This window comes from Streptomyces cupreus (assembly GCF_014257025.1).
GTDB classification, from domain to species: Bacteria; Actinomycetota; Actinomycetes; order Streptomycetales; family Streptomycetaceae; genus Streptomyces; species Streptomyces cupreus.
Genome location: NZ_JACMSF010000044.1, coordinates 33,692 through 58,375, shown reverse-complemented (window position 1 = coordinate 58,375; position 24,684 = coordinate 33,692). Strand labels below are relative to the sequence as shown.

Annotated in this window: 18 protein-coding genes; 5 read left to right on the top strand and 13 right to left on the bottom strand. The window is 70.8% G+C overall.

Annotated features, from left to right (window positions below):
* Positions 1 to 347: 347 nt before the first annotated feature.
* Positions 348 to 1,127, top strand: a complete 780-nt coding sequence (gene lexA / locus H4N64_RS31915; RefSeq protein ID WP_186285917.1) for a transcriptional repressor LexA — start codon at positions 348 to 350, stop codon at positions 1,125 to 1,127.
* A gap of 158 nt (positions 1,128 to 1,285) precedes the next feature.
* Here the strand turns inward: lexA and H4N64_RS31910 are convergent, their stop codons facing one another.
* The 4 genes from H4N64_RS31910 to H4N64_RS31895 all read right to left on the bottom strand — a co-directional run bounded on the left by H4N64_RS31910 (position 1,286) and on the right by H4N64_RS31895 (position 8,223).
* The gene (locus H4N64_RS31910) at positions 1,286 to 3,265 is read right to left on the bottom strand and encodes an ATP-dependent DNA helicase (RefSeq protein WP_186285916.1); all 1,980 of its coding nucleotides are present in this window, start codon (positions 3,263 to 3,265) and stop codon (positions 1,286 to 1,288) included.
* A 375-nt stretch (positions 3,266 to 3,640) separates the two neighbouring features.
* Entirely contained in the window at positions 3,641 to 4,453 is an 813-nt protein-coding gene (locus H4N64_RS31905; RefSeq protein ID WP_186285915.1) for a GNAT family N-acetyltransferase, read from the bottom strand.
* A 100-nt stretch (positions 4,454 to 4,553) separates the two neighbouring features.
* Positions 4,554 to 6,653, bottom strand: a complete 2,100-nt coding sequence (locus tag H4N64_RS31900; RefSeq protein WP_418896304.1) for an IucA/IucC family protein — start codon at positions 6,651 to 6,653, stop codon at positions 4,554 to 4,556.
* A 160-nt stretch (positions 6,654 to 6,813) separates the two neighbouring features.
* Positions 6,814 to 8,223 carry a diaminobutyrate--2-oxoglutarate transaminase family protein gene (locus tag H4N64_RS31895; RefSeq protein ID WP_186285914.1) on the bottom strand — a complete coding sequence of 470 codons (1,410 nt, stop codon included), beginning with the start codon at positions 8,221 to 8,223 and terminating at the stop codon, positions 6,814 to 6,816.
* Positions 8,224 to 8,900: 677 nt separating this feature from the next.
* Between H4N64_RS31895 and H4N64_RS31890 the strand changes: the two genes are divergently transcribed.
* Positions 8,901 to 10,121: a trypsin-like serine peptidase gene (locus H4N64_RS31890; RefSeq protein ID WP_186285913.1), complete on the top strand. Its 1,221-nt coding sequence runs from the start codon at positions 8,901 to 8,903 to the stop codon at positions 10,119 to 10,121.
* Between the two features lie 135 nt (positions 10,122 to 10,256).
* Complete coding sequence (locus H4N64_RS31885; RefSeq protein ID WP_186285912.1) at positions 10,257 to 11,423, top strand: trypsin-like serine peptidase; 1,167 nt, start codon at positions 10,257 to 10,259, stop codon at positions 11,421 to 11,423.
* A 63-nt stretch (positions 11,424 to 11,486) separates the two neighbouring features.
* On the opposite strand, the gene hflX is transcribed toward H4N64_RS31885, so the two are convergent.
* The 6 genes from hflX to miaA form a co-directional block, all read right to left on the bottom strand.
* Positions 11,487 to 12,980 (bottom strand): GTPase HflX, encoded by a 1,494-nt coding sequence (gene hflX, locus H4N64_RS31880; protein WP_186285911.1) that lies wholly within the window; start codon positions 12,978 to 12,980, stop codon positions 11,487 to 11,489.
* 155 nt (positions 12,981 to 13,135) lie between these two features.
* Positions 13,136 to 14,599 (bottom strand): M1 family metallopeptidase, encoded by a 1,464-nt coding sequence (locus tag H4N64_RS31875; RefSeq protein ID WP_186285910.1) that lies wholly within the window; start codon positions 14,597 to 14,599, stop codon positions 13,136 to 13,138.
* A gap of 93 nt (positions 14,600 to 14,692) precedes the next feature.
* On the bottom strand, positions 14,693 to 16,822 hold the full coding sequence (locus H4N64_RS31870; RefSeq protein ID WP_186285909.1) for a RelA/SpoT family protein: 2,130 nt from the start codon (positions 16,820 to 16,822) through the stop codon (positions 14,693 to 14,695).
* Between the two features lie 301 nt (positions 16,823 to 17,123).
* Positions 17,124 to 17,993: a diaminopimelate epimerase gene (gene dapF / locus H4N64_RS31865; RefSeq protein ID WP_186285908.1), complete on the bottom strand. Its 870-nt coding sequence runs from the start codon at positions 17,991 to 17,993 to the stop codon at positions 17,124 to 17,126.
* A gap of 51 nt (positions 17,994 to 18,044) precedes the next feature.
* Complete coding sequence (locus tag H4N64_RS31860) at positions 18,045 to 18,548, bottom strand: hypothetical protein (RefSeq protein ID WP_186285932.1); 504 nt, start codon at positions 18,546 to 18,548, stop codon at positions 18,045 to 18,047.
* A gap of 108 nt (positions 18,549 to 18,656) precedes the next feature.
* Positions 18,657 to 19,595: a tRNA (adenosine(37)-N6)-dimethylallyltransferase MiaA gene (gene miaA, locus H4N64_RS31855; RefSeq protein ID WP_186285907.1), complete on the bottom strand. Its 939-nt coding sequence runs from the start codon at positions 19,593 to 19,595 to the stop codon at positions 18,657 to 18,659.
* A gap of 183 nt (positions 19,596 to 19,778) precedes the next feature.
* Here miaA and H4N64_RS31850 point away from each other — a divergent pair, with 183 nt between their 5' ends.
* Together H4N64_RS31850 and H4N64_RS31845 are read left to right on the top strand one after the other, a co-directional pair.
* The gene (locus tag H4N64_RS31850; protein WP_186285906.1) at positions 19,779 to 20,066 is read left to right on the top strand and encodes a hypothetical protein; all 288 of its coding nucleotides are present in this window, start codon (positions 19,779 to 19,781) and stop codon (positions 20,064 to 20,066) included.
* Between the two features lie 24 nt (positions 20,067 to 20,090).
* Positions 20,091 to 20,375, top strand: coding sequence for an antitoxin (locus H4N64_RS31845; RefSeq protein WP_186285905.1), 285 nt, complete (start codon positions 20,091 to 20,093; stop codon positions 20,373 to 20,375).
* Between the two features lie 84 nt (positions 20,376 to 20,459).
* On the opposite strand, the gene H4N64_RS31840 is transcribed toward H4N64_RS31845, so the two are convergent.
* The 3 genes from H4N64_RS31840 to H4N64_RS31830 all read right to left on the bottom strand — a co-directional run bounded on the left by H4N64_RS31840 (position 20,460) and on the right by H4N64_RS31830 (position 24,655).
* Entirely contained in the window at positions 20,460 to 21,167 is a 708-nt protein-coding gene (locus H4N64_RS31840; RefSeq protein WP_186285904.1) for a class III extradiol dioxygenase subunit B-like domain-containing protein, read from the bottom strand.
* A 48-nt stretch (positions 21,168 to 21,215) separates the two neighbouring features.
* The gene (gene miaB / locus H4N64_RS31835) at positions 21,216 to 22,736 is read right to left on the bottom strand and encodes a tRNA (N6-isopentenyl adenosine(37)-C2)-methylthiotransferase MiaB (RefSeq protein WP_186285903.1); all 1,521 of its coding nucleotides are present in this window, start codon (positions 22,734 to 22,736) and stop codon (positions 21,216 to 21,218) included.
* A 62-nt stretch (positions 22,737 to 22,798) separates the two neighbouring features.
* Complete coding sequence (locus H4N64_RS31830) at positions 22,799 to 24,655, bottom strand: glycoside hydrolase family 5 protein (protein ID WP_186285902.1); 1,857 nt, start codon at positions 24,653 to 24,655, stop codon at positions 22,799 to 22,801.
* Between the last annotated feature and the right edge of the window lie 29 nt (positions 24,656 to 24,684).

The window sequence follows — 24,684 nt, the reverse complement described above, 5'->3', positions numbered from 1 at the left end:
ACAGCCCCGCGGCAACACGAGCCTGCACAGCCGTACCGTTTCGGCACATGCGGAGATACCGTGAGCGCCACAGGGAGGCGTCGTGGGACTCCCGCACGGATGGGGGCCAGGTCACGGTCGGCTGGGCGCCGGATGGCAGACTGGGGCAACAACCCACGAGGTCGCCACCCCGGCGGTGAAGAGTACAGCAATGGGCCCTTTTGTCCGCCCAGGCGCCGCGTTAGCCATACACCCAGACACATGATCACGTCAGGTGAACCGTTATTTTTCACTCGAACGTGTGTTTGGCGCAACCTTTCGAAAGCAACTACCGTTGTCCAGCAGGGAGACCATCGAGAGGGGCCGACGTGACCACCACCGCAGACAGTGCCACCATCACTGCCCAGGACCGCTCCCAGGGCCGATTCGAGCCGGTGCATGCGATGAACGAAGCCGCGAATCCCGAGGGGCACAAGCGCTCCCTGCCGGGCCGACCTCCAGGAATCCGGGCGGACAGCTCCGGACTCACCGACCGGCAGCGCCGGGTCATCGAGGTCATCAGGGACTCGGTGCAGCGACGCGGCTACCCGCCGTCGATGCGCGAGATCGGCCAGGCAGTCGGCCTCTCCAGCACCTCCTCGGTCGCACACCAGCTGATGGCACTGGAGCGCAAGGGCTTCCTGCGGCGCGACCCGCACCGCCCGCGCGCGTACGAGGTGCGCGGCTCCGACCAGGCCGCCTCCGTGCAGCCCACGGACACCGCCGGCAAGCCCGCCGCGTCCTACGTCCCGCTGGTCGGCCGGATCGCCGCCGGTGGCCCGATTCTCGCCGAGGAGTCCGTCGAGGACGTCTTCCCTCTCCCCCGGCAGCTGGTCGGCGACGGTGAGCTGTTCGTCCTGAAGGTCGTCGGCGACTCTATGATCGAGGCCGCGATCTGCGACGGCGACTGGGTCACGGTTCGTCGCCAGCCCGTCGCAGAGAACGGCGACATCGTGGCCGCGATGCTCGACGGCGAAGCCACCGTCAAGCGCTTCAAGCGCGAGGACGGCCATGTCTGGCTTCTCCCGCACAACTCCGCGTACGAGCCGATCCCCGGCGACGACGCGACCATCCTCGGCAAGGTGGTGGCGGTGCTGCGGCGCGTGTGAGCACCGCGCGGCAGATCTCGCCGATCTGACCGGGCCCCGGGACCCCTGCGCCGGTTCCGGGGCCCTGTTCTTTCCCTGACTCTTTCCCGGCCCTGGTCGACGCTCGGTTACCGAGGGGTGGGTAGCCTGTCCCGGCTGCGGGACAGGCTACCCACCCCTCACTCGGCTCCGACCTGCGCCTGCGCCGCCGCGTCGATCGCGGCCAGCGACTTACGGACCTGATTACGGTCCGTGGTGTACCAGAAGTCGGGCAGCGACGCCTTCAGATAGCTCCCATACCGCGCCGTCGCCAGCCGCTGATCGAGTACGGCGACCACGCCACGGTCCCCCGACGCCCGTACGAGACGACCGGCGCCCTGGGCCATGAGCAGTGCCGCATGGGTCGCCGCAACCGCCATGAAGCCGTTGCCGCCCGCGTCCTCGACCGCCTTCTGGCGGGCGCTCATCAGCGGGTCGTCGGGGCGCGGGAACGGGATCTTGTCCATGACGACGAGCTGGCAGTTGGGGCCCGGGACGTCGACCCCCTGCCAGAGGGAGAGCGTGCCGAAGAGACAGGTCTTGGGGTCGGCCGCGAAGTTCTTGATGAGCTCGCCGAGGGTCTCCTCGCCCTGGAGGAGGATCGGGAATTCGGGGATCCGGGAGCGCAGCTCCTCCGCCGCGAGCTGGGCGGCCCGCATCGAGGAGAAGAGGCCGAGCGTGCGGCCGCCGGCCGCCTGGATCAGCTCCGTCAACTCGTCCAGCATGTCCGCGCGGTCACCATCCCGCGCGGGGCGCGACAGATGCTTGGCGACATAGAGGATGCCCTGCTTGGGATAGTCGAAGGGCGAGCCGACGTCGACCCCCTTCCACTGCGGGAGGTCCTCGCCTTCGGTGCCCTCGGGGGCGAGGCCCAGGGAGGCACCGACGCCGTTGAAGTCGCCGCCCAGCTTCAAGGTCGCCGAGGTCAGGACCACCGAGCGGTCCGCGAAGAGCTTCTCGCGCAACAGACCGGAGACCGACATGGGCGCCACCCGCAGGGAAGCGCCGAAACGGTCGTGGCGCTCATACCAGACGACGTCCCACTCGGAGCCGTGCGTGATCCGCTCCGCCACGTCGTGCACCGACTCCACCGAAGCCAGCGCCTGCTTGCGGACCGCGTCCTCGTCCTGGACGGACTTGTCACGGGTCGCGCCGATCGCGGAGATCACCGTGCGGCAGGCGTCGCGCAATGCCATCAGCGCGTAGCCCAGATCCTCGGGAATCTCCTCCAGCCGGCCCGGCAGCGCCAGCTCCATCAGCCGCTCGAAGCCCTCGGCGGCGGTCTGGAGCTGGTCGGCGGCTTTCTCGTTGACGAGCTTGGCGGCGCGGCGCACTGCCCGGTTGACCTGGCCCGGAGTGAGCTCGCCGGTGGCGACACCGGTGACCCGGGAGACCAGTTCGTGCGCCTCGTCGACGATCAGCACCTCGTGCTGCGGGAGCACCGGGGCGCCCTCGATTGCGTCGATCGCGAGCAGTGCGTGGTTCGTGACGACGACCTCGGCGAGCTTGGCGCGCTCGCGGGCCATCTCGGCGAAGCACTCGGCGCCGTAGGCACACTTCGTGGCGCCCAGACACTCCCGCGACGAGACCGACACCTGGGCCCATGCGCGGTCGGAGACGCCAGGCGTGAGGTCGTCGCGGTCGCCTGTCTCGGTCTCGTCGGACCAGTCCCGCAGGCGGAGCAGGTCCTGGCCCAGCTTGCTGGTGGGCGCGGCCGCCTCGAACTGGTCGAAGAGGCCCTCTTCCTCGTCCTGCGGAACGCCCTCGTGGAGGCGGTGCAGACACAGGTAGTTCGACCTGCCCTTGAGCATCGCGAACTCCGGACGGCGGCGCAGCAGCGGGTGCAGTGCCTCGACCGTGCGCGGCAGATCCCGCTCCACCAGCTGGCGCTGCAGGGCCAGCGTGGCCGTCGCAACGACGACGCGCTCCCCGTGCGCGAGCGCGGGAACCAGATAGCCCAGCGACTTACCGGTGCCGGTGCCGGCCTGGACCAGCAGATGGGAACAGTCGTCGATCGCCTCCGCGACGGATTCGGCCATGGTCACCTGGCCGGGGCGCTCCGTACCGCCGACGGCAGTGACGGCAGCATGCAGGAGTTCGGGGAGTGAGGGCTTCGTCATAGCGCGACCACCCTACGACCCGGCACTGACAAACGGGTGATCACGGCGGTGGCGTAGGGCATGGCAGGGGGCTGGATCAAGACTGAGGATCCTCGGGGGGCGGCGAGTTGGTGGGTCGGGTGGTGACGCGGGCCTTTCGGGCGGCAGCGGCGTTCCGCTGGGTGCGGTGCGGGATTTCGTCGGGCTGTGCGGGGTCTATTCGGCGGTGCGGGATTCCGTCGGGCTGTGCCGGGTCCCGTCCGTCGGTGCGGCGGCCCATCCGTCGGTGCGGGGGCCGTCCGGCGGGTTTCGGGGGGGTTCGAAATCCGTCGGCGGCGATTGGGAACCCCGACCGCCCGAGCGGTGTACCAAAAGTGACGACACCGCAGCGTGGCGTTACAGCAGATCGCGCAAGGCCCGGTCTCGGACCATGAGGGCGGCCCGCTTGGTGGGCAGCTCGACCTCGGCGGAGAACCGGAAACCGGCGCTCAGGAAAGCAGCGACGGAAGGGATGTTGCGAATGTCTGGTTCCGCGATGACGCGCGCACAGGCGGGCCGCCGGTCGAGGACTCGGTCGGCAACCGCTCGGAGAAGTGTGGTGCCGAGGCCTCGCCCACGGTCGGAGACATCACCGATGAGGAGATGGATTCCAGTGTCATGAGGACGGGCGGGATGGTGGCGGGCCAGCGGGTCGAGGTCCGCCCGGTAGATCTCCCAGTAACTCATCGGCGTGCCGTCCAGAACACCCACGCACGGCACACTGCGCCCATCCCCGGCGAGCTGGGCCCGCAGATGTTGCTCGGTCACGCTCTGGGGCCCGGCCAGCTCCCAGAAGGCGGCGACGGCGGGGTCGTTCATCCAGCGGCTGATGAGTGGCAGATCGTGCTCGACGCGCACGGGAAGGAGCTGGAGCACACCCACGGTCGTGGTGATCGGCCCCCAGTCGACGACGCGGTCGAGGAGATCGTCGCCGAGCGGCACGACGGAGGCGGACCAGGTGAGCATCGCCGGTCCATCGGCCCTGTCACCGACGGCATCGCCCCCTGCCTCCTCCCCCGTCGCCGCGAACAGCGCGAGAAGTTCATCGGGCAGGCGCAGGTCCAGCGTGTCCTCGCTGTCCCCACGGGGGCAGACAGCAGGGGCCGTGTCGGTGCCGCCGGAGGCAGCAGGATCGATACCGGCATCGGTGCTCGCGTCATTGGGAGGCACGGCGACGCTCCTCTCAGAAGGCGGGGTGGGTCATGTTCCTCGGAAATGCAGGGAGTTGAGGTGGTGAAAGGGTCCGGTTCAGGTGGTTCGACGGCGTAGCTCAGGAATGAAGGGGGTTGGCGATGGTGACGTAGACGGACTGTGTGTCGACCGGGCCGACGAGTTCGTCCAGGCCGTGCAGCCGGGTCAGGAGGTTGGCCTTGCAGCGCAGGGTGGATGAGTCGAGCAGACGGGCCGGCAGCGAGGTGCGCAGCCGGGCAGGACCGGTGGCCACATCGGCGAGGAATCGGCGGAAGGCGGCGAGCAGCAGCCGTTCATCGGCGAGGCCCTGGGAGCCGAAGGCTCCGATCAGGCCGAAGACGTTATTGATGGCGAGGTAGTAGGCGAAGCGTTCGTCGGTCACCTCGTCGGAGACGAACGTGTCGCTGTACCGGCCGATGCCGGGGAGCCGGGCGTCGAGTTCCCCGCGACGGGACTCACGGAAGTAGTAGCCCTGGTTGTCACGGTAGCGGCCGCCGCTGGGCCAACCGTCCGTGTCCAGCAGAAGCAGGGTGTTCTGCTGGTGCGCCTCCAGGGCGATGCCCGCCTCCGCATCCAGCCAGAGCACCGGGCGGATGACGTGTTCGAGGTAGCGCAGGAACCACTCGGCGGACACGGCGCCACGGGGTCGGCCTGTCCGCGCGGCGAGGCGGGTGACGACCTGGGCCAGACGGGACCGCCAAGCTGTCCGGTGGCCGCCTAGGGTGGTGGTTGGTTCGGTGTGCGGGCGGGGCGAGACGAGACCGGCGATGCAGGAGACGTCGGCGGCGGGGTGGAACGGGTTGTGCCTGATCATCACGTCGAGACCTGGCACCGGCTCACCCTGCGGCGCGTCGACCGCGAGCCAGGACGGGTCGCGGACGATGTCGAAGCCCGGGTGCGCGGTCTGCCACTGCCTGGACAGGCCGGCGCGCATCAGGCGGTGAACCTCGACACCACGGTGCAGTTCCTTGCGGAGGTTCTCACGACGGGAGTTGGTGATGCGCAGACCCAGGGAGAGTTTGAGCATGGCGGGGGCGCCGGACCGATGGACGGTCCGTACGGAGGAGGTGGGATGCCAAGGGGCGCCATGAGGGCCGAGGTCCCGGAGCAGTCCGGCGTCGAACAGGGCCGCGACATCGGGGCGGTTGCGGACCTCGCGCAGTTGCCAGGGGTGCAGGGGCAGGGCCGCGTAGGTGTCGGGCAGCGACAGACCAGGCCCGGCAAGCCTGGCCGTGAGTTGGGGCGCGGCGACGGGGCGTCCGCGTTCGGTCCAGGCCGAGTCGGTGGCGAGCAGGGAGGGAGCCACGGCGATCCAGTGAAGGGGAAAGGAGCCACGCAATTCGGGTGAGTACAGCCGGACTTCGGAATCGGAGAGGCCTTCGCGGCTCTTCGGGGCGGGGTGCAGAGGGTGCCCGAGGACGAGTGCCTGCTCGGCGCTGAGGAAGAGGTCGGGGCCGTCGGCAGGCCGGTCCTGACGGTCGCTGATGAACAGGGCCGTGCGGTGAACGGATTCGGCTACGCGGGCGACGAGGTCGGTGCGATCGGCTGACGCGGGTCCGGGAGTCTCCGGGGCGGGGCCGGGAGTGTCGGGGACGGGTCCGGTCGGCGCGGGTGCAGGTCCCAGAACCGCTGAGCCTAGTCCCGGGGTCGCGGAGGCCGGTCCGAAGACCGCCGAGGCTAGTCCGGGGGTCGCGGAGGCCGGTCCGAAGACCGCCGAGGCACCGGACGGCGCCCTGGTCGCGTCAGCCGCTCGTGGGCCTGCTGTGCCGACTCCCTCTGGGGTCTCCCGGGCGAGCAGGGCCGCGACCGTGACCGCGTCGGCGGGCGGGGACTGTTCCGGGGTGTCCGCCAGATGCGGGAGGCCGAAGCGGTGCCAGCCGGTCGGGGACCAGTAGTGGACCGGTGCGATGAGGGCCGTGCCGCTGGCGGGGAGGGGGATGCGGAGGGTCCCGTCGGAAGGGGCGGGGAGGCGCGCCTCCCTCACCCAGCAGCGGAGCAGGTTCTCCACGGCGGCGGCCTGGGCCGCGGTGTGCGGGTCGGGGTGCTCCAGGAGGTCGGTGGCGGGACGGCGTGACCGTTCGGCGTGCGGTGCGTCGCCCTGCGCCGGAGTCCCTTCCGGTGAGGGAGCGGCCGCCTCTCCTCGCGTCGAGTCGGCGGTCCCCGCCCGGCCCAGCTCCAGGCCAGCTTCCTGTTGCCGGCGGACCGGGGCGGGCGTCGGCGTCGGCGAATCGGCGTCGGTGGGGCCTGCCGCGCCCCTCGGGGTGTGCTCGTCGGATGCGCGCGTGGTGTTCAACTTCTGCTCTGTTCCTGGGGAGGTGGTTCTGGTGGAGAGGAAGCTGTCAGTGGAGGGGCCGGGTTTCGGCGTGGTCGCGGGCGACCGTGTGCACGGCGTCGGTCAGGCGGTCCAATACGGCGGTCGCCTGCTCGTCGCTGATCGTGAGCGGTGGGAGGAGCCGTACGACACTGTTGTGGCGGCCGCCGAGTTCGACGATCAGGCCTCGCTTCAGGCACTCCCGCTGGACTGCGGCGGCGAGTTCGGGGGCTGGAGGGCGAGGATCGCGAGCGGCGTCCGGTCGTGCCGGATCCTGGCTCGGCTCGGGGTGCTGCTTCGGCGTCGGCCCCTCCGTCGGGTCCACCACCTCCACGCCGATCATCAGGCCCCTCCCCCGGACATCGCCGACGCAGGCGAATTGGCCCACCGATGCCCGGAGTTCGGCCAGCATGCGGGTGCCCAGGTGATGGGCGCGTTCGGAGAGGCCGTTCTCGCGGACGTGGGCCAGGGTGGCCGTGCCCGCGGCCATGGCGAGTTGGTTGCCGCGGAAGGTGCCCGCGTGGGGGCCGGGCTCCCAGACGTCGAGGTCTTCGTGGTAGACCACGACGGCCAGGGGCAGGCTGCCGCCGATGGCCTTGGAGAGGACCATCACATCGGGTGTGACGCCGCTGTGCTCGACGGCCCAGAAGGCGCCGGTGCGTCCGACTCCGGTCTGGACCTCGTCAACGATCAGCGGGATGGACCGGTCGGCCGTGAGCTTCCGCATCCAGCGCATCCAGGTGTCGGGTGCGGAGATCACTCCGCCTTCGCCCTGCACGGGTTCGAGGATCATCCCGGCGGGGTGCGGTACGCCCGACTTGGGGTCGTCGAGGACGGACTCGGTCCAGCGGGCGGCGAGTTCGGCACCGCGTTCGCCGCTGACGCCGAACGGGCAGCGGCAGTTCTGCGGGTAGGGCAGGCGGGCGACGCGTACGTCGAAGGCGTTGCCGGAGGCTTCGAGGGCGTCGGCGGTCATGCCGTGGTAGGCGCCGGTGAAGGAGAGCATCCCGTTGCGGCCGGTGGCGGTGCGGACCAGCTTGAAGGCGGCCTCGACGGCATCGGTTCCGGCAGGGCCGCAGAACTGCACGCGCGCGTGGTCGGCGAGTCCCGGGGGCAGCGTGCGGAACAGTTCGGTGGTGAAGGCGTCCTTGACCGGGGTGGCGAGGTCGAGGGCATGCAAGGGGGCACCAGAGTCAAGGACCTTGCGGATCGCCTCCAGGACGACGGGGTGGTTGTGGCCGAGGGCGAGAGTGCCGGCCCCGGAGAGGCAGTCCAGGTACCGGCGTCCGTCCGCGCCCTCGATCGTCATCCCGCGCGCCCGTACCGGCACGATCGGCAGGGCACGCGCGTAGGTGCGCGCTGCCGACTCGCGCGCCGACTGCCGCCGCAGGATCCCCTCGTGCCAGGAGGAGCGCACCCCCACGCCCTCACGCCCCACAAGCCTCCGCCCGCCCGACTCACGCGCCCCCGGCGCAGGCGCCCCGACCCCGGGCGTCGCTTCCTCACGCGCCCTCGGCGCAGGAGCCCCAACCTCAGCCGCCCCCTCGTCACGCACCCCCAACCCAGGCACCCCGACCCCAGCCGCCCCTACCTCGCGCACCCCCGGCGCAGGAGCCCCAACCTCAGCCGCCCCCTCGTCACGCACCCCCGACCCAGGCACCCCGACCCCAGCCGCCCCCTCCTCACACACTCCCAACGTAGGCCCAGGCCCAGGTACCCCAACCCCACCCGCCCCCTCTCCCCGACAGAACCCCCCACCCGCAGCCCCGGTCACAGCCATCGTTCCCCGACCTCCCGCCGTCCAGGGGCGAGCAGGTCACATGTGTCCTCGCCCGTCCCGACATACGCACCCCCGCGAGGCTTCACTCGAAGCTCTGGGGAATTGGGCACAGGGGGCCGCGCACAGGCAGCAGAACCCCCACCGCTACCAACCCCGCACCGCTCACGCGGTTACGGGTTGCTTCAAGATCCTTGCCGTGACGGAACCGTTGCCGTTCCGTCGGAAGTCCCCCACAGCGAGCGCATAGTGTGTGGTGCCGTTCCCGGTCGCCGAGTTGAGTGGCGCCGGAGTGCGGCAGTGCTGCCAAGTTCGTTCACCCCAGGGGGAGTCAGACCATGCGATCGATACGGCCGTCGTTCACCGCTCGCCGAGGGAGGGGCGCACGGCGCAGAACCTCCCCACTGCCCGCCGCCGTCGCCCTCGCCGCGGCCCTCGCGCTCACCGCCACCGCCTGTGAGTCGGGCGACACCGACGCCAGTGGCGGGTCCTCGGCGACCGCCGCCGCCGGTGACGACAAGATCTCGATCCCGGACGACATCAAGGACCGGCTCAAGGAGCACGGGATCGACATCGACAAGTGGAAGGACGGCGCCTGGAAGAACTGGGACAAGGACGACTGGCTGCGCGAGGCCGAGGACTTCGTCAACCCGATCATCGAGGACCTGTGGGACCCGGACCGGATGCGTGAGGCCGAGGAGCCGGACAAGGGTGTCGACGACAGTGACCTCTCCGGTGACCAGGGTGTGACCGACCCGACGCCGGCTCCGGTGGACGCGCAGGCCGTGCCGGCCACGTACCACGACAGTGCGCCGACGGCCGGGAAGGTGTTCTTCGACTCCCCCGAGGGCACGATGGTGTGTTCGGCGACGGTCGTTGCGGACCCGGCCAACCCCGGTAAGTCCAACCTGGTGTGGACGGCGGGCCACTGTGTGCACGCCGGCAAGGACGGCGGCTGGTACCGGAACATCGCGTTCGTGCCGTCGTACAACAACGACGCCATGGAGACGGCGGAGTTGGAGAGCGCCACCCGGGAGGAGATCGCGCCGTACGGGGTCTGGTGGGGTGACTGGGTGCAGACCTCGGACCAGTGGATCGAGCAGGGTGGTGCGACCGGCGGGGACGGCGCCAGTTATGACTTCGCCGTCATTCATGTGACGCCGGAGGAGGGTGGCGAGGGCAAGTCGCTGGAGGAGATGGTCGGTTCGGCGTTGCCGGTGGACTTCAACGCGCCGGCCGTGCCGGAGGTGGACAGCATGACCGCGACGGGTTACCCGGCGGCGCCGCCGTTCGACGGGCAGAAGCTGTACCAGTGCCAGGACAGGCCGGGACGGCTGTCGCTGAACAAGGCGGACCCCACGATGTACCGCATCGGCTGCACGATGACCGGTGGTTCGTCGGGCGGTGGCTGGGTCGCCACGGGCTCGGACGGCAAGCCCACGCTCGTCTCCAACACCTCCATCGGGCCGGTGGAGTCGGGCTGGCTGGCCGGGCCGCGGCTCGGTGAGGAGGCCAAGGGTGTGTTCGACGAGGTCAGCGGGAAGTTCGCCGGCCAGTGAGACCTGCGGCGGTGAGGGCGGGAAACCTTCACGGTCTCACCGCCGTTCGCCCTCAACTCCCCGAGCATAGTGGGGTCTCGCGTGCCAGGGGCACTCATGAATCAGTCAGAGCAGTTCTACGGGGGTCACCGCACCATGCGTTCCACACGTACCCGCCTCGCCGCCACCGCGCTTCTCGCGGCCGTGGCGCTGACCGCGACCGCGTGCAGCGGTTCCGGCGACGACGAGGCGAGTGACAAGTCCAGCGCCTCTCAGGCCGCCGATCAGGGCAAGGCCGAGGTTCCCCAGAGCATCGCCGACAAGCTGAAGGAACACGGCATCGACGTCGACGCCTGGGCCGACGGCGGCTGGCAGGACTGGGACAAGGACAAGTGGCTGAGTGAGGCCAAGGACTTCGTCAACCCGGTGATCGAGGGCCTGTGGAAGCCGGACCGGATGCAGTCCGCAAAGGAGGCCGACAAGACGGTCTCCACGAAGGACGCCTCGGCCGACCAGGGCGTCAGCGACCCGGAGCCGGCGCCCGTGGAGGCGAAGGCCGAGAAGACGCCGTACCACGAGAACGCCGCTCCGGTCGGCAAGGTCTTCTTCGACTCCCCCGACGGTCCCGCGGTCTGTTCCGGCACGGTGGTCAAGGACGTCAACCACCCGGGCAAGTCCAACCTGGTGTGGACGGCCGGCCACTGTGTGCACGCGGGTGGTGAAGGCGGCTGGTACCGCAATATCGTCTTCGTTCCGGCCTACAACGACCTGGGCAAGTCTGAGGCGCAGTTGGGCAACGCGAACGCCACCGAAATCGCCCCCCACGGCAACTGGTGGGCGGACTGGGCCTCCACCTCGAACGAGTGGATCCAGGGCGGCTCGTCGACCGGCGGCGCGGGTGCGGCGTACGACTACGCCGTACTGCATGTGAAGCCGGAGCAGGGCGCGAAGTCGCTTGAGGAGACTGTCGGTGCCGCGCTGGACGTGGACTTCTCGGCCCCCTCCGCGACCGAGTCCGGCACGATGGGCGCCTGGGGCTACCCGGCGGCGCCGCCGTACAACGGTCTGAAGATGTTCAAGTGCCTCGACCAGCCGGGCCGCTTCTCGCTCAGCCCGACGCTGCCGACGATGTACCGGATCGGCTGCACGATGACCGGCGGCTCCTCCGGTGGCGGCTGGTTCCGGGTGGTGGACGGTGAGACCAAGCTGGTGTCGAACACCTCCATCGGCCCCGAGGACAACACCTGGCTGGCCGGGCCGCAGCTCGGTGCGAACGCCGAGGCGCTGTACGAGAACATGAGCAAGACCTACGGCGGTCAGTGACGACGTCGGCATGACGAAGGCCCGCCTCCGCAAGGGGGGGCGGGCCTTCGTCGCGCGTACCGCTTACACCGCGGGAGCGGGGACGTACGGCGCGAGATCCGCCGCCAGTTCCTCGTGCACCCGCACCTTGAGCAGGGTGCCCTCCGGGGTGTGCTCCTCGGAGATCACCTCGCCCTCGTCGTGCGCGCGGGCGACCAGCTTGCCGAGCGTGTACGGCACGAGCGCCTCGATCTCGACCGAGGGCCGGGGCAGCTCGTTGTCGATCAGCGCGAGCAGCTCGGTGATGCCCCGGCCGGTGCGGGCCGAGACCGCGATGGAGCGCTTCTCGATCCGCAGCAGCCGCTGGAGCGTCAGTGGGTCGGCCGCGTCGGCCTTGTTGATCACGACAATCTCGGGTACGTCGGTGGCGCCGACGTCCCTGATCACCTCGCGTACGGCGGCCAGTTGCTCCTCCGGGTTCGGGTGCGAACCGTCGACCACGTGCAGGATCAGGTCGGACTCGCCGACCTCCTCCATCGTGGAGCGGAACGCCTCGACCAGGTGGTGCGGCAGGTGCCGGACGAAGCCGACGGTGTCGGCCAGCGTGTACAGCCGGCCGCTCGGGGTCTCGGCCCGGCGGACGGTCGGGTCCAGGGTCGCGAACAGGGCGTTCTCGACCAGGACGCCCGCGCCCGTGAGGCGGTTGAGCAGGGAGGACTTACCGGCGTTGGTGTAGCCGGCGATGGCGACCGAGGGCACCTTGTGGCGCTTGCGCTCCTGGCGCTTGATCTCGCGGCCGGTCTTCATGTCCGCGATCTCCCGGCGCATCTTCGCCATCTTCTCGCGGATCCGGCGCCGGTCCGTCTCGATCTTGGTCTCACCGGGACCACGGGTGGCGAGGCCGCCGCCCTTGCCGCCGCCCATCTGACGGGACAGCGACTGACCCCAGCCGCGCAGCCTCGGCAGCATGTACTGCATCTGCGCGAGCGCGACCTGCGCCTTGCCCTCTCGGGACTTGGCGTGCTGGGCGAAGATGTCGAGGATCAGGGCCGTGCGGTCGATGACCTTGACCTTGACGACGTCTTCGAGGTGGATGAGCTGGCCCGGGCTGAGCTCACCGTCGCAGATGACGGTGTCCGCGCCGGTTTCGAGGACGATGTCGCGCAGCTCCTCGGCCTTGCCGGAACCGATGTAGGTGGCGGCGTCGGGCTTGTCGCGGCGCTGGATGACACCGTCGAGCACGAGCGCGCCCGCGGTCTCCGCGAGGGCGGCGAGCTCCGCGAGGGAGTTCTCGGCGTCCTGTACGGTCCCCGTGGTCCAGACGCCGACGAGCACGACACGCTCCAGACGGAGCTGGCGGTACTCGACCTCGGTGACGTCCTCAAGCTCGGTGGACAGGCCCGCCACGCGGCGCAGAGCCGCGCGCTCGGAGCGGTCGAACTGGTCGCCGTCCCGCTCTCCGTCGATCTCGTGGCTCCAGGCGACGTCCTCTTCCATCAGGGCATCGGCCCGAAGACCCTCGGGGTAGGTGTACGCGAAGCGCTGCGTGTCCTGGGAAGGGGAAGAAGAGGAGGTCATTGGGTCCTTACGTCGTTGAGGATTCCTGTACGGCGGTCATTGTGCACAACGTACGAGTGCCCCGGGAGATTCCCGCGGAACCGCTGACGGTTCCCGGCCCCGTACCGACGCCGACCTGAAGATGGTCGCACGGGACGGGGCGTCTCGTCATCGCCTTATTTCGCGGCCGGGGCTTTCACGGGAGCGGCCGGCTTCCATTCCGGGTGGCCGGGCATGGGCGGGGTCTTCTCCCCGTACAGCCAGGGCTGGAGGAAGCCGCTCAGGTCGCGTCCAGCGATCTCCGACGCGAGTGCGACGAAGTCGTCGGTGCCGGCGACCCCGTCCTGGTGGTGGGTGACCCAGGCGCGTTCCAGGCGTTCGAAGGCCGGGTGGCCGATCTCCTGGCGGAGGGCGTAGAGGACGAGGGCGGCGCCGTCGTAGACGTTGGGGCGGAAGATGCTGATCTTCTGGCCGGGGTTCGGTGCCTTGGGCGCGGCCGGTGGGCCGCCGGCGGCGCGCCAGCGGTCGGAGGCGCTGTACGCGGCCTTCATCCGCGCCGCCAGCGGGCGGTCGGCCTTCTCCTCGGCGTACAGGGCCTCGTACCAGGTGGCATGCCCTTCGTTGAGCCACAGGTCGGACCAGGTGCGGGGGCTGACGCTGTCGCCGAACCACTGGTGGGCCAGCTCGTGGACCATGATCGATTCGACATACCAGGCGGGGTAGGCGGGCTCGGTGAACAGGGCCTTCTCGAAGAGGGAGAGGGTCTGTGTCTCCAGTTCGTAGCCGGTGTCCACGTCCGCCATGAGCACGCCGTACGTCTCGAAGGGGTAGCGGCCGACCTTGCCCTCCATCCAGGAGATCTGGTCCGGCGTCTTCTTCAGCCACGGTTCCAGGCGCTCGCGGTCCTTGGTGGGCACCACGTCGCGGACGGGCAGGCTGTGCGGGCCGGTGCGGCGCAGGACGGTGGAGCGGCCGATGGAGACCTGGGTGAGCTCGGTGGCCATGGGGTGCTGGGTGCGGTACGTCCAGGTCGTCGCCGCGCGTGAGCGGTCCACGTCGGTGGGCAGGCCGTTGGCGACCGCCGTGTAGCCGTTCGGCGCGGTCACCCTGATGGTGAACATCGCCTTGTCGGAGGGGTGGTCGTTGCCGGGGAACACCAGGTGCGCGGCGTCGGCCTGGTTGGCCATCGCCAGTCCGTCCGCAGTGCGGACCCAGCCGCCGTCGCGGTCCTTGGCCGGCCTGGGGTCGCTGGTGTGCCGCACGGTGATCCGCATCCAGCTGCCGGTGGGCAGTGGCTCGTCCGGGGTGACCACGAGGTCCTGGCCCGCGGTGGTGAAGGCGGCCGGTTCGCCGCCCAGCTCCACGGACTCGATGTCGCCGTGGGCGAAGTCGAGGTTCACACTGTCGAGGGTGGTCGTGGTCCACGCGTTGATGGTGGTGACCGACTGGAGGGGCTCGCTGTTGGTGCCGGGATAGCTGAAGGAGAGGTCGTACGACGCCACGTCGTAGCCGGGGTTACCGAGATGGGGGAAGAGACGGTCGCCGATGCCGAGGGGTTCGGCGGGGGCGCCGGCGGCGAGGAGGCAGACGGTGACGGCCGAGGCGAGGAGGGCGGTGGCCTTGCGGGGGATGTGCGGCATGGACCACCGCTACCAGCGGGCGCGCGCGGGAAGGCGGCGACGCGCGATCGGCCCACCCGAACGGGTTCCTCGCGGGTCGGGTACAGCGGCGCCCTACGACACCCCGAGCTGCGTCTGCGTCCGGCTCACGTCGTACACCCCCGCCACATTCCGCATCGCCCGCATCAGCGCGGGAAGGTGTGCGGCGTCCGGGAGTTGGACCGTGTACATGTGGCGGACCCTCTGCTGCGTGGGGGGTTCCACCGTGGCCGAGACGATCTCCGCGCCCTCCTGGGCCATCGCTTCCGTCAGGTCGGCCAAGAGGTGGGGGCGGACGAACGATTCGGCTACCAGGGTCACCCGGACCTCCGTCGTGTCGCCCCAGCGCACCCCGATCTCCGCGCGGCCCGTGCCCTTCATGCGGTTCACCGCCGCGCATTCGACCCGGTGGACGGTCACCGCTCCCCCGCGTACCGCGAACCCCGTGATCTCGTCAGGCGGTACCGGGGTGCAGCAGCCGGCCAGTCGTACCGTCGCGCCCGGCTGGTCGGCCACGACGTTCGCCGCGGGGCGGGCCGTCGGGGAGCCGTCCGTGGACAGGGCCTCCGTGGTGGGGCGGGGGGCCGTCGCCCCGGCGTCGGCGCGGTCCTCCTCGTCCTCGTGCGAGGGGTGGGAGGCCAGCCAGCGCTGGATGGCGATGCGGGCGGCGGGGGTGTGGGCATGCTCCAGCCACTCCCTGGAGGGCTCGGAGGCGGGGTCCTGGCCCATGAGGAGCTGGACGGTGTCGCCGTCCCTCAGCACCGTGCTCAGGGTCGCCAGGCGGCCGTTCACGCGGGCGCCGATGCACGCGTGCGCATCCTCGCCGTACTGCGCGTAGGCCGCGTCCACGCAGGTCGCGCCCTCGGGCAGGCCGAGGGTACCGCCGTCGGGGCGGAAGACGGTGATCTCGCGGTCCTGGGCGAGGTCCTCGCGGAGGGTGGACCAGAAGGTGTCGGTGTCGGGGGCCGCTTCCTGCCAGTCGAGGAGGCGGGAGAGCCAGCCCGGGCGGGTCGGATCCGCGCGCTCACCGTCGACGGGCTCGTCGGAGGAGGGGGCGTAGGGATTGCCGAGCGCGATCACCCCGGCCTCCGCCACCTTGTGCATCTGGTGGGTGCGGATGAGGACCTCGACGACCTGGCCGTCCTCCCGCGCCACCGCCGTGTGCAGGGACTGGTACAGGTTGAACTTCGGTACGGCGATGAAGTCCTTGAACTCCGAGACCACCGGCGTCATACAGGTGTGCAGTTCGCCCAGGACGCCGTAACAGTCCGCGTCCTCGCCCACCAGCACCAGCAGCCGCCCGAAGTCGGCGCCGCGCAGCCGGCCGCGTTTGCGGGCCACCCGGTGCACGGAGACGAAGTGCCGTGGCCGGATGAGGACTTCGGCGTGGATGTCGGAGTCCTTGAGGACCGTGCGCATCTCGTCGGCGACCTCGGCGAGCGGATCGTCCGCGCGGGAGGCGTTGTCGACGATCAACTCCCGTGTGTGTTCGTACTCCTCGGGATGCAGGATCGCGAAGACCAGGTCCTCCAGCTCGGTCTTGAGCGCCTGCACGCCGAGCCGTTCGGCGAGCGGGATGAGGACGTCCCGGGTCACCTTGGCGATCCGGGCCTGTTTCTCGGGGCGCATCACACCGAGGGTGCGCATGTTGTGCAGCCGGTCGGCGAGTTTGATCGACATCACGCGGACATCGTTGCCGGTGGCGACGAGCATCTTGCGGAAGGTCTCCGGCTCCGCGGCGGCGCCGTAGTCGACCTTCTCCAACTTCGTCACGCCGTCGACGAGATAGCGCACCTCCGCGCCGAACTGCCCGCCGACCTGATCGAGCGTCACCTCGGTGTCCTCGACGGTGTCGTGGAGCAGGGAGGCGGTCAATGTCGTGGTCTCGGCGCCGAGTTCGGCGAGGATGAGGGTCACGGCGAGGGGGTGCGTGATGTACGGCTCGCCGCTCTTGCGCATCTGGCCGCGGTGCGAGGACTCGGCCAGCACATAGGCGCGGCGCAGGGGTTCGAGGTCGGCGTCGGGGTGGTGAGCGCGGTGGGCCTCGGCGACATGGCCGATGGCGTCGGGCAGCCGGTCACGGGCGGCCGGACCGAGCAGCGCGGCCCGGCCCAGGCGCCGCAGGTCGATCCTCGCCCGCCAGCGTGCGGCGGGTCCGGCGGTCACCGGACCTGGCGTCGCGGGGTTCGTGGCCTCCGCACTCATGGGCACCTCCGGCTGCGTGGACCGGCGGACGGGGTGCCCCATGGCGGACACGGCTCAGGGGACTGGCAAAGGTCCCCCGTCCGGGCCGGTGCTTGATGCTACCGAGCCCATCACGCGCGGCTGACCGCCTCTCGCCGAGCGTGAAACGGATCACCCATTCGAGCGAAGGTTCGCAGGTTTACGGTTTCGAACCGCGCGACCTGCGGCCGACCGGGGTTTCGATCCTCGACCGGGCGGCCGGGAAGGAGCGCCCTCGGTGTGCCGGGCGCCCGGCACACCGATACCAAGTCGTTGCCCGGCCTCAGCGGGCGAGCGTCTCCAGCCAGTCGGCGTCGATAATCCCCTCGGCGACGATCACCGCGGGTCCGGTCATCTCGATCTCGCCGTCGGGCCGCTCGGTGATCACCAGGGTGCCGCCGGGCACATCGACGGTGTACGTCGCCGGGGTGCCGGTGAGAGCCGGGTCGGCACCGTCCCGGCGCGCCGTGGCGACGGCGACCGCGCACGCGCCCGTGCCGCAGGAGCGGGTCTCACCGGCGCCGCGCTCGTGCACCCGCAGGGCGACGTGACGGGGGCCCCGGTCGACGACGAACTCGACGTTCACCCCGTCCGGGTAGGCCGACGCCGGGCTGAACGGCGGCGGGGAGTACAGGTCGCCGGCGTGCGCGAGGTCCTCCACGAAGGCGACGGCGTGCGGGTTGCCCATGTTCACATTGCGCGCGGGCCAGCTGCGCTCGCCGACGCTCACGGTAACGGTCCCCTCGGGGAGCAGCGCCTTGCCCATGCCGACGGTGACGTCCCCATCCTTGGCGAGGTGCACGCGCTTCACGCCCCCGCGCGTGGCGACCGCGAGGTCTCCCTCGGTGACGTGTCCGGCGCGCTGGAGGTAGCGGGCGAAGACGCGGACGCCGTTGCCGCACATCTCGGCGATCGAACCGTCGCCGTTGCGGTAGTCCATGAACCACTCGGCCTCGGCCGCCATGTCCTTCGCCTCGGGGTGCGCGGCGGACCGCACGACGTGCAGCAGGCCGTCACCGCCGATGCCCGCGCGCCGGTCGCACAGCGCGGCGACGGCGGAGGCGGGCAGGTCGATGGCGTTCTCGGGGTCCGGGACGATCACGAAGTCGTTCTCGGTTCCGTGCCCCTTGAGGAAGGCGATCGAGTTGCTCATTCCTCGATCGTACGGTGCCGCACTGTCAGTGCGTGAAACGGAGCCGTCGGCTCAGCGCAGCCTCGCCACGCGCCACACCGCCAGCACGATCACCGCGGCGACCACCACCACGTACGCCAGCACGACCCGCCAGTCCGGTCTGCGGCCCGAGCCCCGCTGCGGCAGGCCCGGCCAGGTGTAACCCACCCGGCGCGCCGCCATCATGCCCCAGCCCGCCGCGCACGAGCAGATCAGCAGGCCCAGCATGGCGATCACCGCGCCGCTGTCACCGAAGTCGAAGGCCAGCGGGAAGGCGAACATCAGGGAGCCGACCGCGGCCAGGGACACGATGGGGGCGAGCTGCCAGATGCGCAGCTTGCGCTGCGGGCGCAGTTCGACCTCGACCTCGGGGCCGCTCGTGAACATCTCCTCCGGCTCGGGGCCGTCGGCGGTCACGCCACCTTGGGTCTCGTCGGGCCCGTCCGGGCTCAGACGGTCGCCGTCCTGCTCCGGTTCGCCCCGGTCGCTGGTGACGGGTTCGGTACCTTGTGCGGTGTCGCGAGGGCCGGCCTCCATCGCCACGCGCCCTCCCAACTCGGACTCCACTTGGTCGATCGAAGCTCGATGATGGCACGCCGCCGGAGGCCGCGATGACGGCCGGAGCGTCCCGATGCCATGACGTGATCAGGCTGTAACCGGTCGTTCGACCAACGCCAGTGCGAGGTGCGGAAGTTCTGTGAGATCCGCCGCAGCCCCACTCAGCCAGTGCACCCGCGGGTCGCGCCTGAACCATGAATCCTGGCGGCGCGCGAAGCGTTTGGTGGCCCGTACGGTCTCGGCGCGGGCCTCCTCCATGGTGCACTCCCCGGCGAGCGCCGCGAGCACCTGCTGGTAGCCGAGCGCGCGCGAGGCCGTACGCCCCTCCCGCAACCCCTGCGCCTCCAGCGCCCGCACCTCGTCGACGAGCCCCGCGTCCCACATCCGGTCGACGCGGCGGGCGATGCGCTCGTCGAGTTCGGGGCGGGCGACGTCGACGCCGATCTGCACGGTGTCGTAGACCGAGTCGTGCCCCGGGAGGTTGGCGGTGAAGGGCTGGCCGGTGATCTCGATCACCTCAAGGGCGCGGACGATACGGCGGCCGTTGCTGGGCAGGATCGCCTGCGCGGCGCCCGGGTCCGCGGCGGCCAGACGGGCGTGCAGCGCGCCCGAGCCACGCAGCGTGAGCTCCTCCTCCAGGCGGGCGCGGACCTCGGGGTCGGTGCCGGGGAACTCCAGGTTGTCGACGGCGGCACGGACGTACAGGCCGGAGCCGCCGACCAGGATCGGCCAGCGTCCCTCGGCGAGCAGCGCGTCGATCCGCTCACGGGCGAGCCGCTGGTACTCGGCGACCGACGCGGTGACGGTGACGTCCCAGATGTCCAGCAGATGGTGCGGTACGCCGGCCCGCTCCTCGGGCGTCAGCTTGGCGGTGCCGATGTCCATCCCTCGGTACAGCTGCATGGAGTCGGCGTTGACGACCTCGCCGCCGAGCTGTCGGGCCAGAAAGACGCCCAGATCGGACTTTCCGGCCGCAGTGGGGCCGACGACGGCGATGACGCGGGGGGCGGAGGGTGCGCTGCTCACCGCCCCAGTCTCGCAAACCTCACAGGGTGGCCTCGAACGAGTTACGTAACGGCGCGGGTCCGACGTCGTTGCCAGTTGCGAGGTTCGCGCCGCCGGTCCCCGAGAGGCGGCGATCCGGGCGACGCAAACGGACGCACCGGACGACGCGGGATTTCGCCCGCACGAGTAACGTATGGAGTTGATATGGGCGTTTTGGCACGGCTTCTTCGGAGGTCGAAGGCGTCGGACGAGGCGTCGGCCCCCGAGGCACAGGCCGGCACGACAGCTGCCGGGTCCGAGGCGGAAGAGGCGGCTCAGGCGGAAGAGGCCACCGAGGCGAAGGGGTCGACGGAGGTCGAGGCCAAGGCTCCGGAGGAGGCGACGGCGACGGAGGCCGTCGACGCCGAGCCGGCCGAGGGCATCGAGATCCCCAGGCAGCAGTCCGCCGACGAGGCGGCCGAGCGAGAGGCCGGCGAGGGCGCCCGCACCTGACGATCCCGCGTGGGAAGGCGAACGATGGGTCTCCTGGACAATTTGAAGGCCAAGCTCGGCCCGGCCAAGGGCAAGGTGTCCGGCCTCGCCCAGCAGCACGGGGGCAAGGTCCAGCACGGTCTGGACAAGGCAGCCAAGGTCGTCGACAAGAAGACCAAGGGCAAGTACCACGAGAAGATCCAGACGGGCACCGGCAAGGCCAAGGACGCCATGGACCGACTCGCGCACAAGGACGAAGGCGGCACGGGCACGGGCGGCGGCACCAACCCGCCGAGCACTCCGCCCGGCACGCCGCCTCCGGCTTCCTGATCAAGGCAACACGGCACGCCGACGGACGGCCGCGGAGCATGGACGCTCCCGGCCGTCCGCCGTCGTGCGGCGGCAGCCCAAGGGCTACGACCAGGTCGCGACCAGATACCCCACGCCGTACGGCGCGCTGTCGTACAGCAGCGCCCCGGACAGCCCGGCGTCCTCCGCGGCACCCGCGAGCACCTGCCAGGGCGCCCGGCCGGACGTCTTCAGCTCGTGCGCCAGCTCGGTGTCCAGCGCCTTGAGCGCGGCCAGGTCCGCCGTGCCCAGCGCCCGCGCGACGGCCGCGTCGAAGGGTTCCGCCCGCTCGTCGAGATAGCCGGGTGCCTTGAGGGTGCGGCAGGCGCTGGCGTCGCCCATCACCAGCATCGCCACACGGTCGGGGCCCGCGGCGATGTCCCTTCCGATTTCAATACACCGCTCGGCGGCCAGAGGTTCCGCCACCGCGAGTCCCTCGATCGGGGCATCGGCCCATCCGACCCGGTCCAACAGCCAGGCCGCCACCGCCAACGAGGTCGGCAGCGCCCGCCCGGCCGCCGCGGCCTTCCCCAGCTGTACGTCGAGATCCACGCCGAAGCCCCGGAAGGAACCCCGCGCCCCCTCGGGGTAAGCCCCGCGCTCCTGCTCCCCGGCGGGCCCGACGACCACCAGCCGATCGGGCCGCGCGGCGGCGAGCACCCCGAGCGCGTCCGCACACGCGGCACGCGCGGCGTCCAGCTCGGGCGCGGCCCCCGAGGCGACCTCGGGCACGAACAGGGGCGGACAGGGACAGACGGCAGCGGCGACAAGCATGATCGGCAGCGTAACCCCGCGCGGCGTCAGCGCGACGTCACCAGGGCGTCAGTCGCAGCCGCAGCCGCTCCCCGTGGCCACCGGCAGGGGCTCCGGAGTGCCGATCTTCGGCAGGCCCAGCATCACGCCCGCCGGCTTCGCCGCCTCGGCCGCGTTGTGCTTCTCCCACGCGTCACCCGCGCGCGTGCGGCGCACGGAGAGGACCTCGCCCTCGGCCAGGAGGTGGTGGGGGGCGGCGTAGGTGATCTCGACCGTGACCACGTCGCCGGGGCGGACCTCCTGGTCCGGCTTGGTGAAGTGGACCAGGCGGTTGTCGGCGGCGCGGCCGGAGAGACGGTGCGTGGCGCCGTCCTTGCGGCCCTCGCCCTCGGCGACCATCAGCTCCACGGTGCGGCCGACCTGCTTCTTGTTCTCCTCCCAGGAGATCTCCTCCTGAAGGGCGACGAGACGCTCGTAGCGCGCCTGGACGACCTCCTTGGGGATCTGGTTCTCCATGGTCGCGGCCGGGGTGCCGGGGCGCTTGGAGTACTGGAAGGTGAACGCCTGCGCGAAGCGGGCCTCGCGGACCACGTGCATCGTCTGCTCGAAGTCCTCCTCGGTCTCGCCGGGGAAGCCCACGATGATGTCGGTGGTGATGGCCGCGTGCGGGATGGCGGCGCGCACCTTCTCGATGATCCCGAGGTAACGCTCCTGCCGGTAAGAACGGCGCATCGCCTTCAGGACCGTGTCCGAACCGGACTGGAGCGGCATGTGCAGCTGCGGCATCACGTTCGGGGTCTCGGCCATGGCGGCGATGACGTCGTCGGTGAAGTCGCGGGGGTGCGGGGAGGTGAAGCGGACGCGCTCCAGGCCCTCGATGTTCCCGCAGGCCCGCAGCAGCTTGCTGAAGGCTTCGCGGTCGCCGATGTCGGAGCCGTACGCGTTGACGTTCTGGCCGAGCAGCGTGATCTCGGAGACGCCCTCGGCGACCAGGGCCTCGGCCTCGGCGAGGATGTCGCCGGGGCGGCGGTCCTTCTCCTTGCCGCGCAGGGCCGGGACGATGCAGAAGGTGCAGGTGTTGTTGCAGCCGACGGAGATCGACACCCAGGCCGCGTACGCGCTCTCGCGCCGGGTCGGCAGGGTCGACGGGAATGCCTCCAGCGACTCGGCGATCTCGACCTGGGCCTCCTCCTGCACGCGGGCGCGCTCCAGCAGGACGGGCAGCTTGCCGATGTTGTGCGTGCCGAAGACGACGTCCACCCAGGGCGCCTTCTTCACGATGGTGTCGCGGTCCTTCTGCGCCAGACAGCCGCCGACCGCGATCTGCATACCGGGCCGCGAGGCCTTCTTCGGGGCGAGGCGCCCGAGGTTGCCGTAGAGCCGGTTGTCGGCGTTCTCGCGGACGGCGCAGGTGTTGAAGACGACGACGTCGGCGTCGCCGTCGGCACCCTCGGGGGCCCGGACGTAGCCGGCCTCTTCCAGCAGCCCGGACAATCGCTCGGAGTCGTGGACGTTCATCTGGCACCCGTAGGTGCGCACCTCATACGTTCGCTTGACGTCCACGGCGTGGCTCCGGTCGATGCTGCTCATGCCATAAGGGTAAGGGCGCGCCGGGAGCACCCCTCCCGGCCGCCCTCACGCGCGCGTGCTGATCACTTGCGGCAGTACAGCGCGTCCGGCGTCCGCCCCGACCCCACCCGGCCCGTGTACGCGATCCCGGCGGCGTACTCGTCGTCGGCGCACTGCCCCTTGTAGTGGCCGTACGCGAAGTCCCCGCCCTTGGGCGCCGGCCCTCGGTTGTCGCCCCGGTCGAACCAGACCGGACGGCCGCTCGTGCCGCCGACCGAGCCGGCCGTGCACAGCGCGGCGGAGACCGCCGAGCCGCGGACGCTGTACCCGGTGAGCACGGATCCGTCCGGGCACTGGAGTTTCGTGTAGCCGGACGCCCAGTCCTGTCGGACGTGCCGCTCGTCGACGACCACCTCGTAGGCACCCGAGCCCGCCGAGAAGCCCGCGTCCGAGCAGAGCCCGCGGTTCCCGGTGTGGCTGAGGCCCAGCAGGCGCTGTCCGTCCGGGCAGACGGCCTTGCGTGCGCCGGGGTTCCAGTCGGGCTGCGCGCGCATGCGCCGGGAGGCGATGAAGTCGCCGTCGTCGGGGCTGAGCATGGACCAGTCGGCCACGGCCGCCACCGGCCCGGTCCGGCCCTGCGCCCCGATCAGCCGGGTCCAGGCGGCGGCCCGCCAGTCGTCACCGTCGTAGAGGCCCATCCGGTTGCCCGCCGCGTCCCAGTGCAGCAGCGCCCAGCCGTTGCCCTTGCGGTCCTCGTGCCAGCCGACGAGCGGCCAGTACGCGAAGTCGGCGTCGGTGCGGATGAGGTGGTCGACGAAGTTCTCGAACCAGGCCCGCTGCTTGGCGCCGGTCTCCTCGCGGCCCCCGACGCCGAACTCGCTGATCCAGACAGGGGCGGTGTAGTGCCGGTCCGGTTCGGAGCTGACGTAGAAGGCCTGGCGGTTCAGGACGTCGATCAGCTCGCTCGGGCTCAGGTCCCGGTAGCGCGGGTCGGTGGTCTCGCCGGTGCCGGTCGCGCCGCTGTGGTTCGGGCCCGTGTAGTCGTAGAAGTGGGCCGAGTACACGAGCTTGCCCGAGTCGACGAGGGTGTGCGAGAGGTGGCGTACCGGCTCCAGGGTTGGGCGTTCATGGGCGAAGCCGTCGACCGGGATGCCGGTCCAGTTGATGCCCTCGACGATGATCAGAAGGTTCGGATTGGCCTCCAGCAGCAGCCGGTCCGCGACCCTCTGCGAGGCCGCGAACCAGTCGTGGTCGTCGCCCAGGCCCCAGTTGGGGTCGTCCCAGACGTTGCGGCGGACCTCGTTGTAGAGGTCGGCGCCGACGACCCGCGTGTTGTCCTGGTAGCGGCGGGCCATGAACAGCCAGTCGTTCTCCCAGGTCTGGGTGGACTGGCTGGTGTTCCAGCGCTCGTTGCCGTCGACTCCGCAGCACCAGCGGGTCGTGTTGGTGTGGTTGTTGAGGATGACGGCGAGTCCGGCGGAGGTGAGGTCGCGGACCACGACGTCGTAGACCTGGAGCGGTGTCTTTCCGCGCAGGGAGGGGTTGGCCGCGACGGCGTCGTCCGTGACCGGGCGGGTGTCGTGGATCATCTCGTTGGAGAAGGGCAGCCGGATGCTGTTGATCCCGATCTCCCGGAAACCGGCGATGATCTCGGCCATGGGGGCGCGGTCCAGGCCGAGTGGGATGCGCCCGGAGTTCTCGCCCGCGTGATGGTTGGCGTCCTCGTCGGCGCTGCCCGAGCCGTTCCAGGTGCCGCTGGCGCCGTGCCAGTTGCCCGAGCGCAGCTTGAAGCGTTCGCCGTCCGCGTCGACGATCCAGCGGCCCCGGGTGCTGAGCGGGCCCGTCCAGTCGTCCGGCGCCGCCTGGGCGGGAGCGGAGGTGAGGGGCAGGAGGAGGACGGCGACCAGGGCCGCCCTGAGGAAGCTCGTCAGACTTGTCATGGCGGCGTCATAATGACGCCGTATCCCCG

Bases quoted from the DNA above. Each gene is read 5' to 3' on its own strand.
- miaB (WP_186285903.1), bottom strand. From the start codon at position 22,736: ATGAGCAGCATCGACCGGAGCCACGCCGTGGACGTCAAGCGAACGTAT.
- H4N64_RS31870 (WP_186285909.1), bottom strand. From the start codon at position 16,822: ATGAGTGCGGAGGCCACGAACCCCGCGACGCCAGGTCCGGTGACCGCC.
- H4N64_RS31890 (WP_186285913.1), top strand. From the start codon at position 8,901: ATGCGATCGATACGGCCGTCGTTCACCGCTCGCCGAGGGAGGGGCGCA.
- H4N64_RS31875 (WP_186285910.1), bottom strand. From the start codon at position 14,599: ATGCCGCACATCCCCCGCAAGGCCACCGCCCTCCTCGCCTCGGCCGTC.
- H4N64_RS31850 (WP_186285906.1), top strand. From the start codon at position 19,779: ATGGGCGTTTTGGCACGGCTTCTTCGGAGGTCGAAGGCGTCGGACGAG.
- dapF (WP_186285908.1), bottom strand. From the start codon at position 17,993: ATGAGCAACTCGATCGCCTTCCTCAAGGGGCACGGAACCGAGAACGAC.
- H4N64_RS31910 (WP_186285916.1), bottom strand. From the start codon at position 3,265: ATGACGAAGCCCTCACTCCCCGAACTCCTGCATGCTGCCGTCACTGCC.
- H4N64_RS31885 (WP_186285912.1), top strand. From the start codon at position 10,257: ATGCGTTCCACACGTACCCGCCTCGCCGCCACCGCGCTTCTCGCGGCC.
- H4N64_RS31840 (WP_186285904.1), bottom strand. From the start codon at position 21,167: ATGCTTGTCGCCGCTGCCGTCTGTCCCTGTCCGCCCCTGTTCGTGCCC.
- hflX (WP_186285911.1), bottom strand. From the start codon at position 12,980: ATGACCTCCTCTTCTTCCCCTTCCCAGGACACGCAGCGCTTCGCGTAC.
- H4N64_RS31845 (WP_186285905.1), top strand. From the start codon at position 20,091: ATGGGTCTCCTGGACAATTTGAAGGCCAAGCTCGGCCCGGCCAAGGGC.
- H4N64_RS31860 (WP_186285932.1), bottom strand. From the start codon at position 18,548: ATGGAGGCCGGCCCTCGCGACACCGCACAAGGTACCGAACCCGTCACC.
- H4N64_RS31830 (WP_186285902.1), bottom strand. From the start codon at position 24,655: ATGACAAGTCTGACGAGCTTCCTCAGGGCGGCCCTGGTCGCCGTCCTC.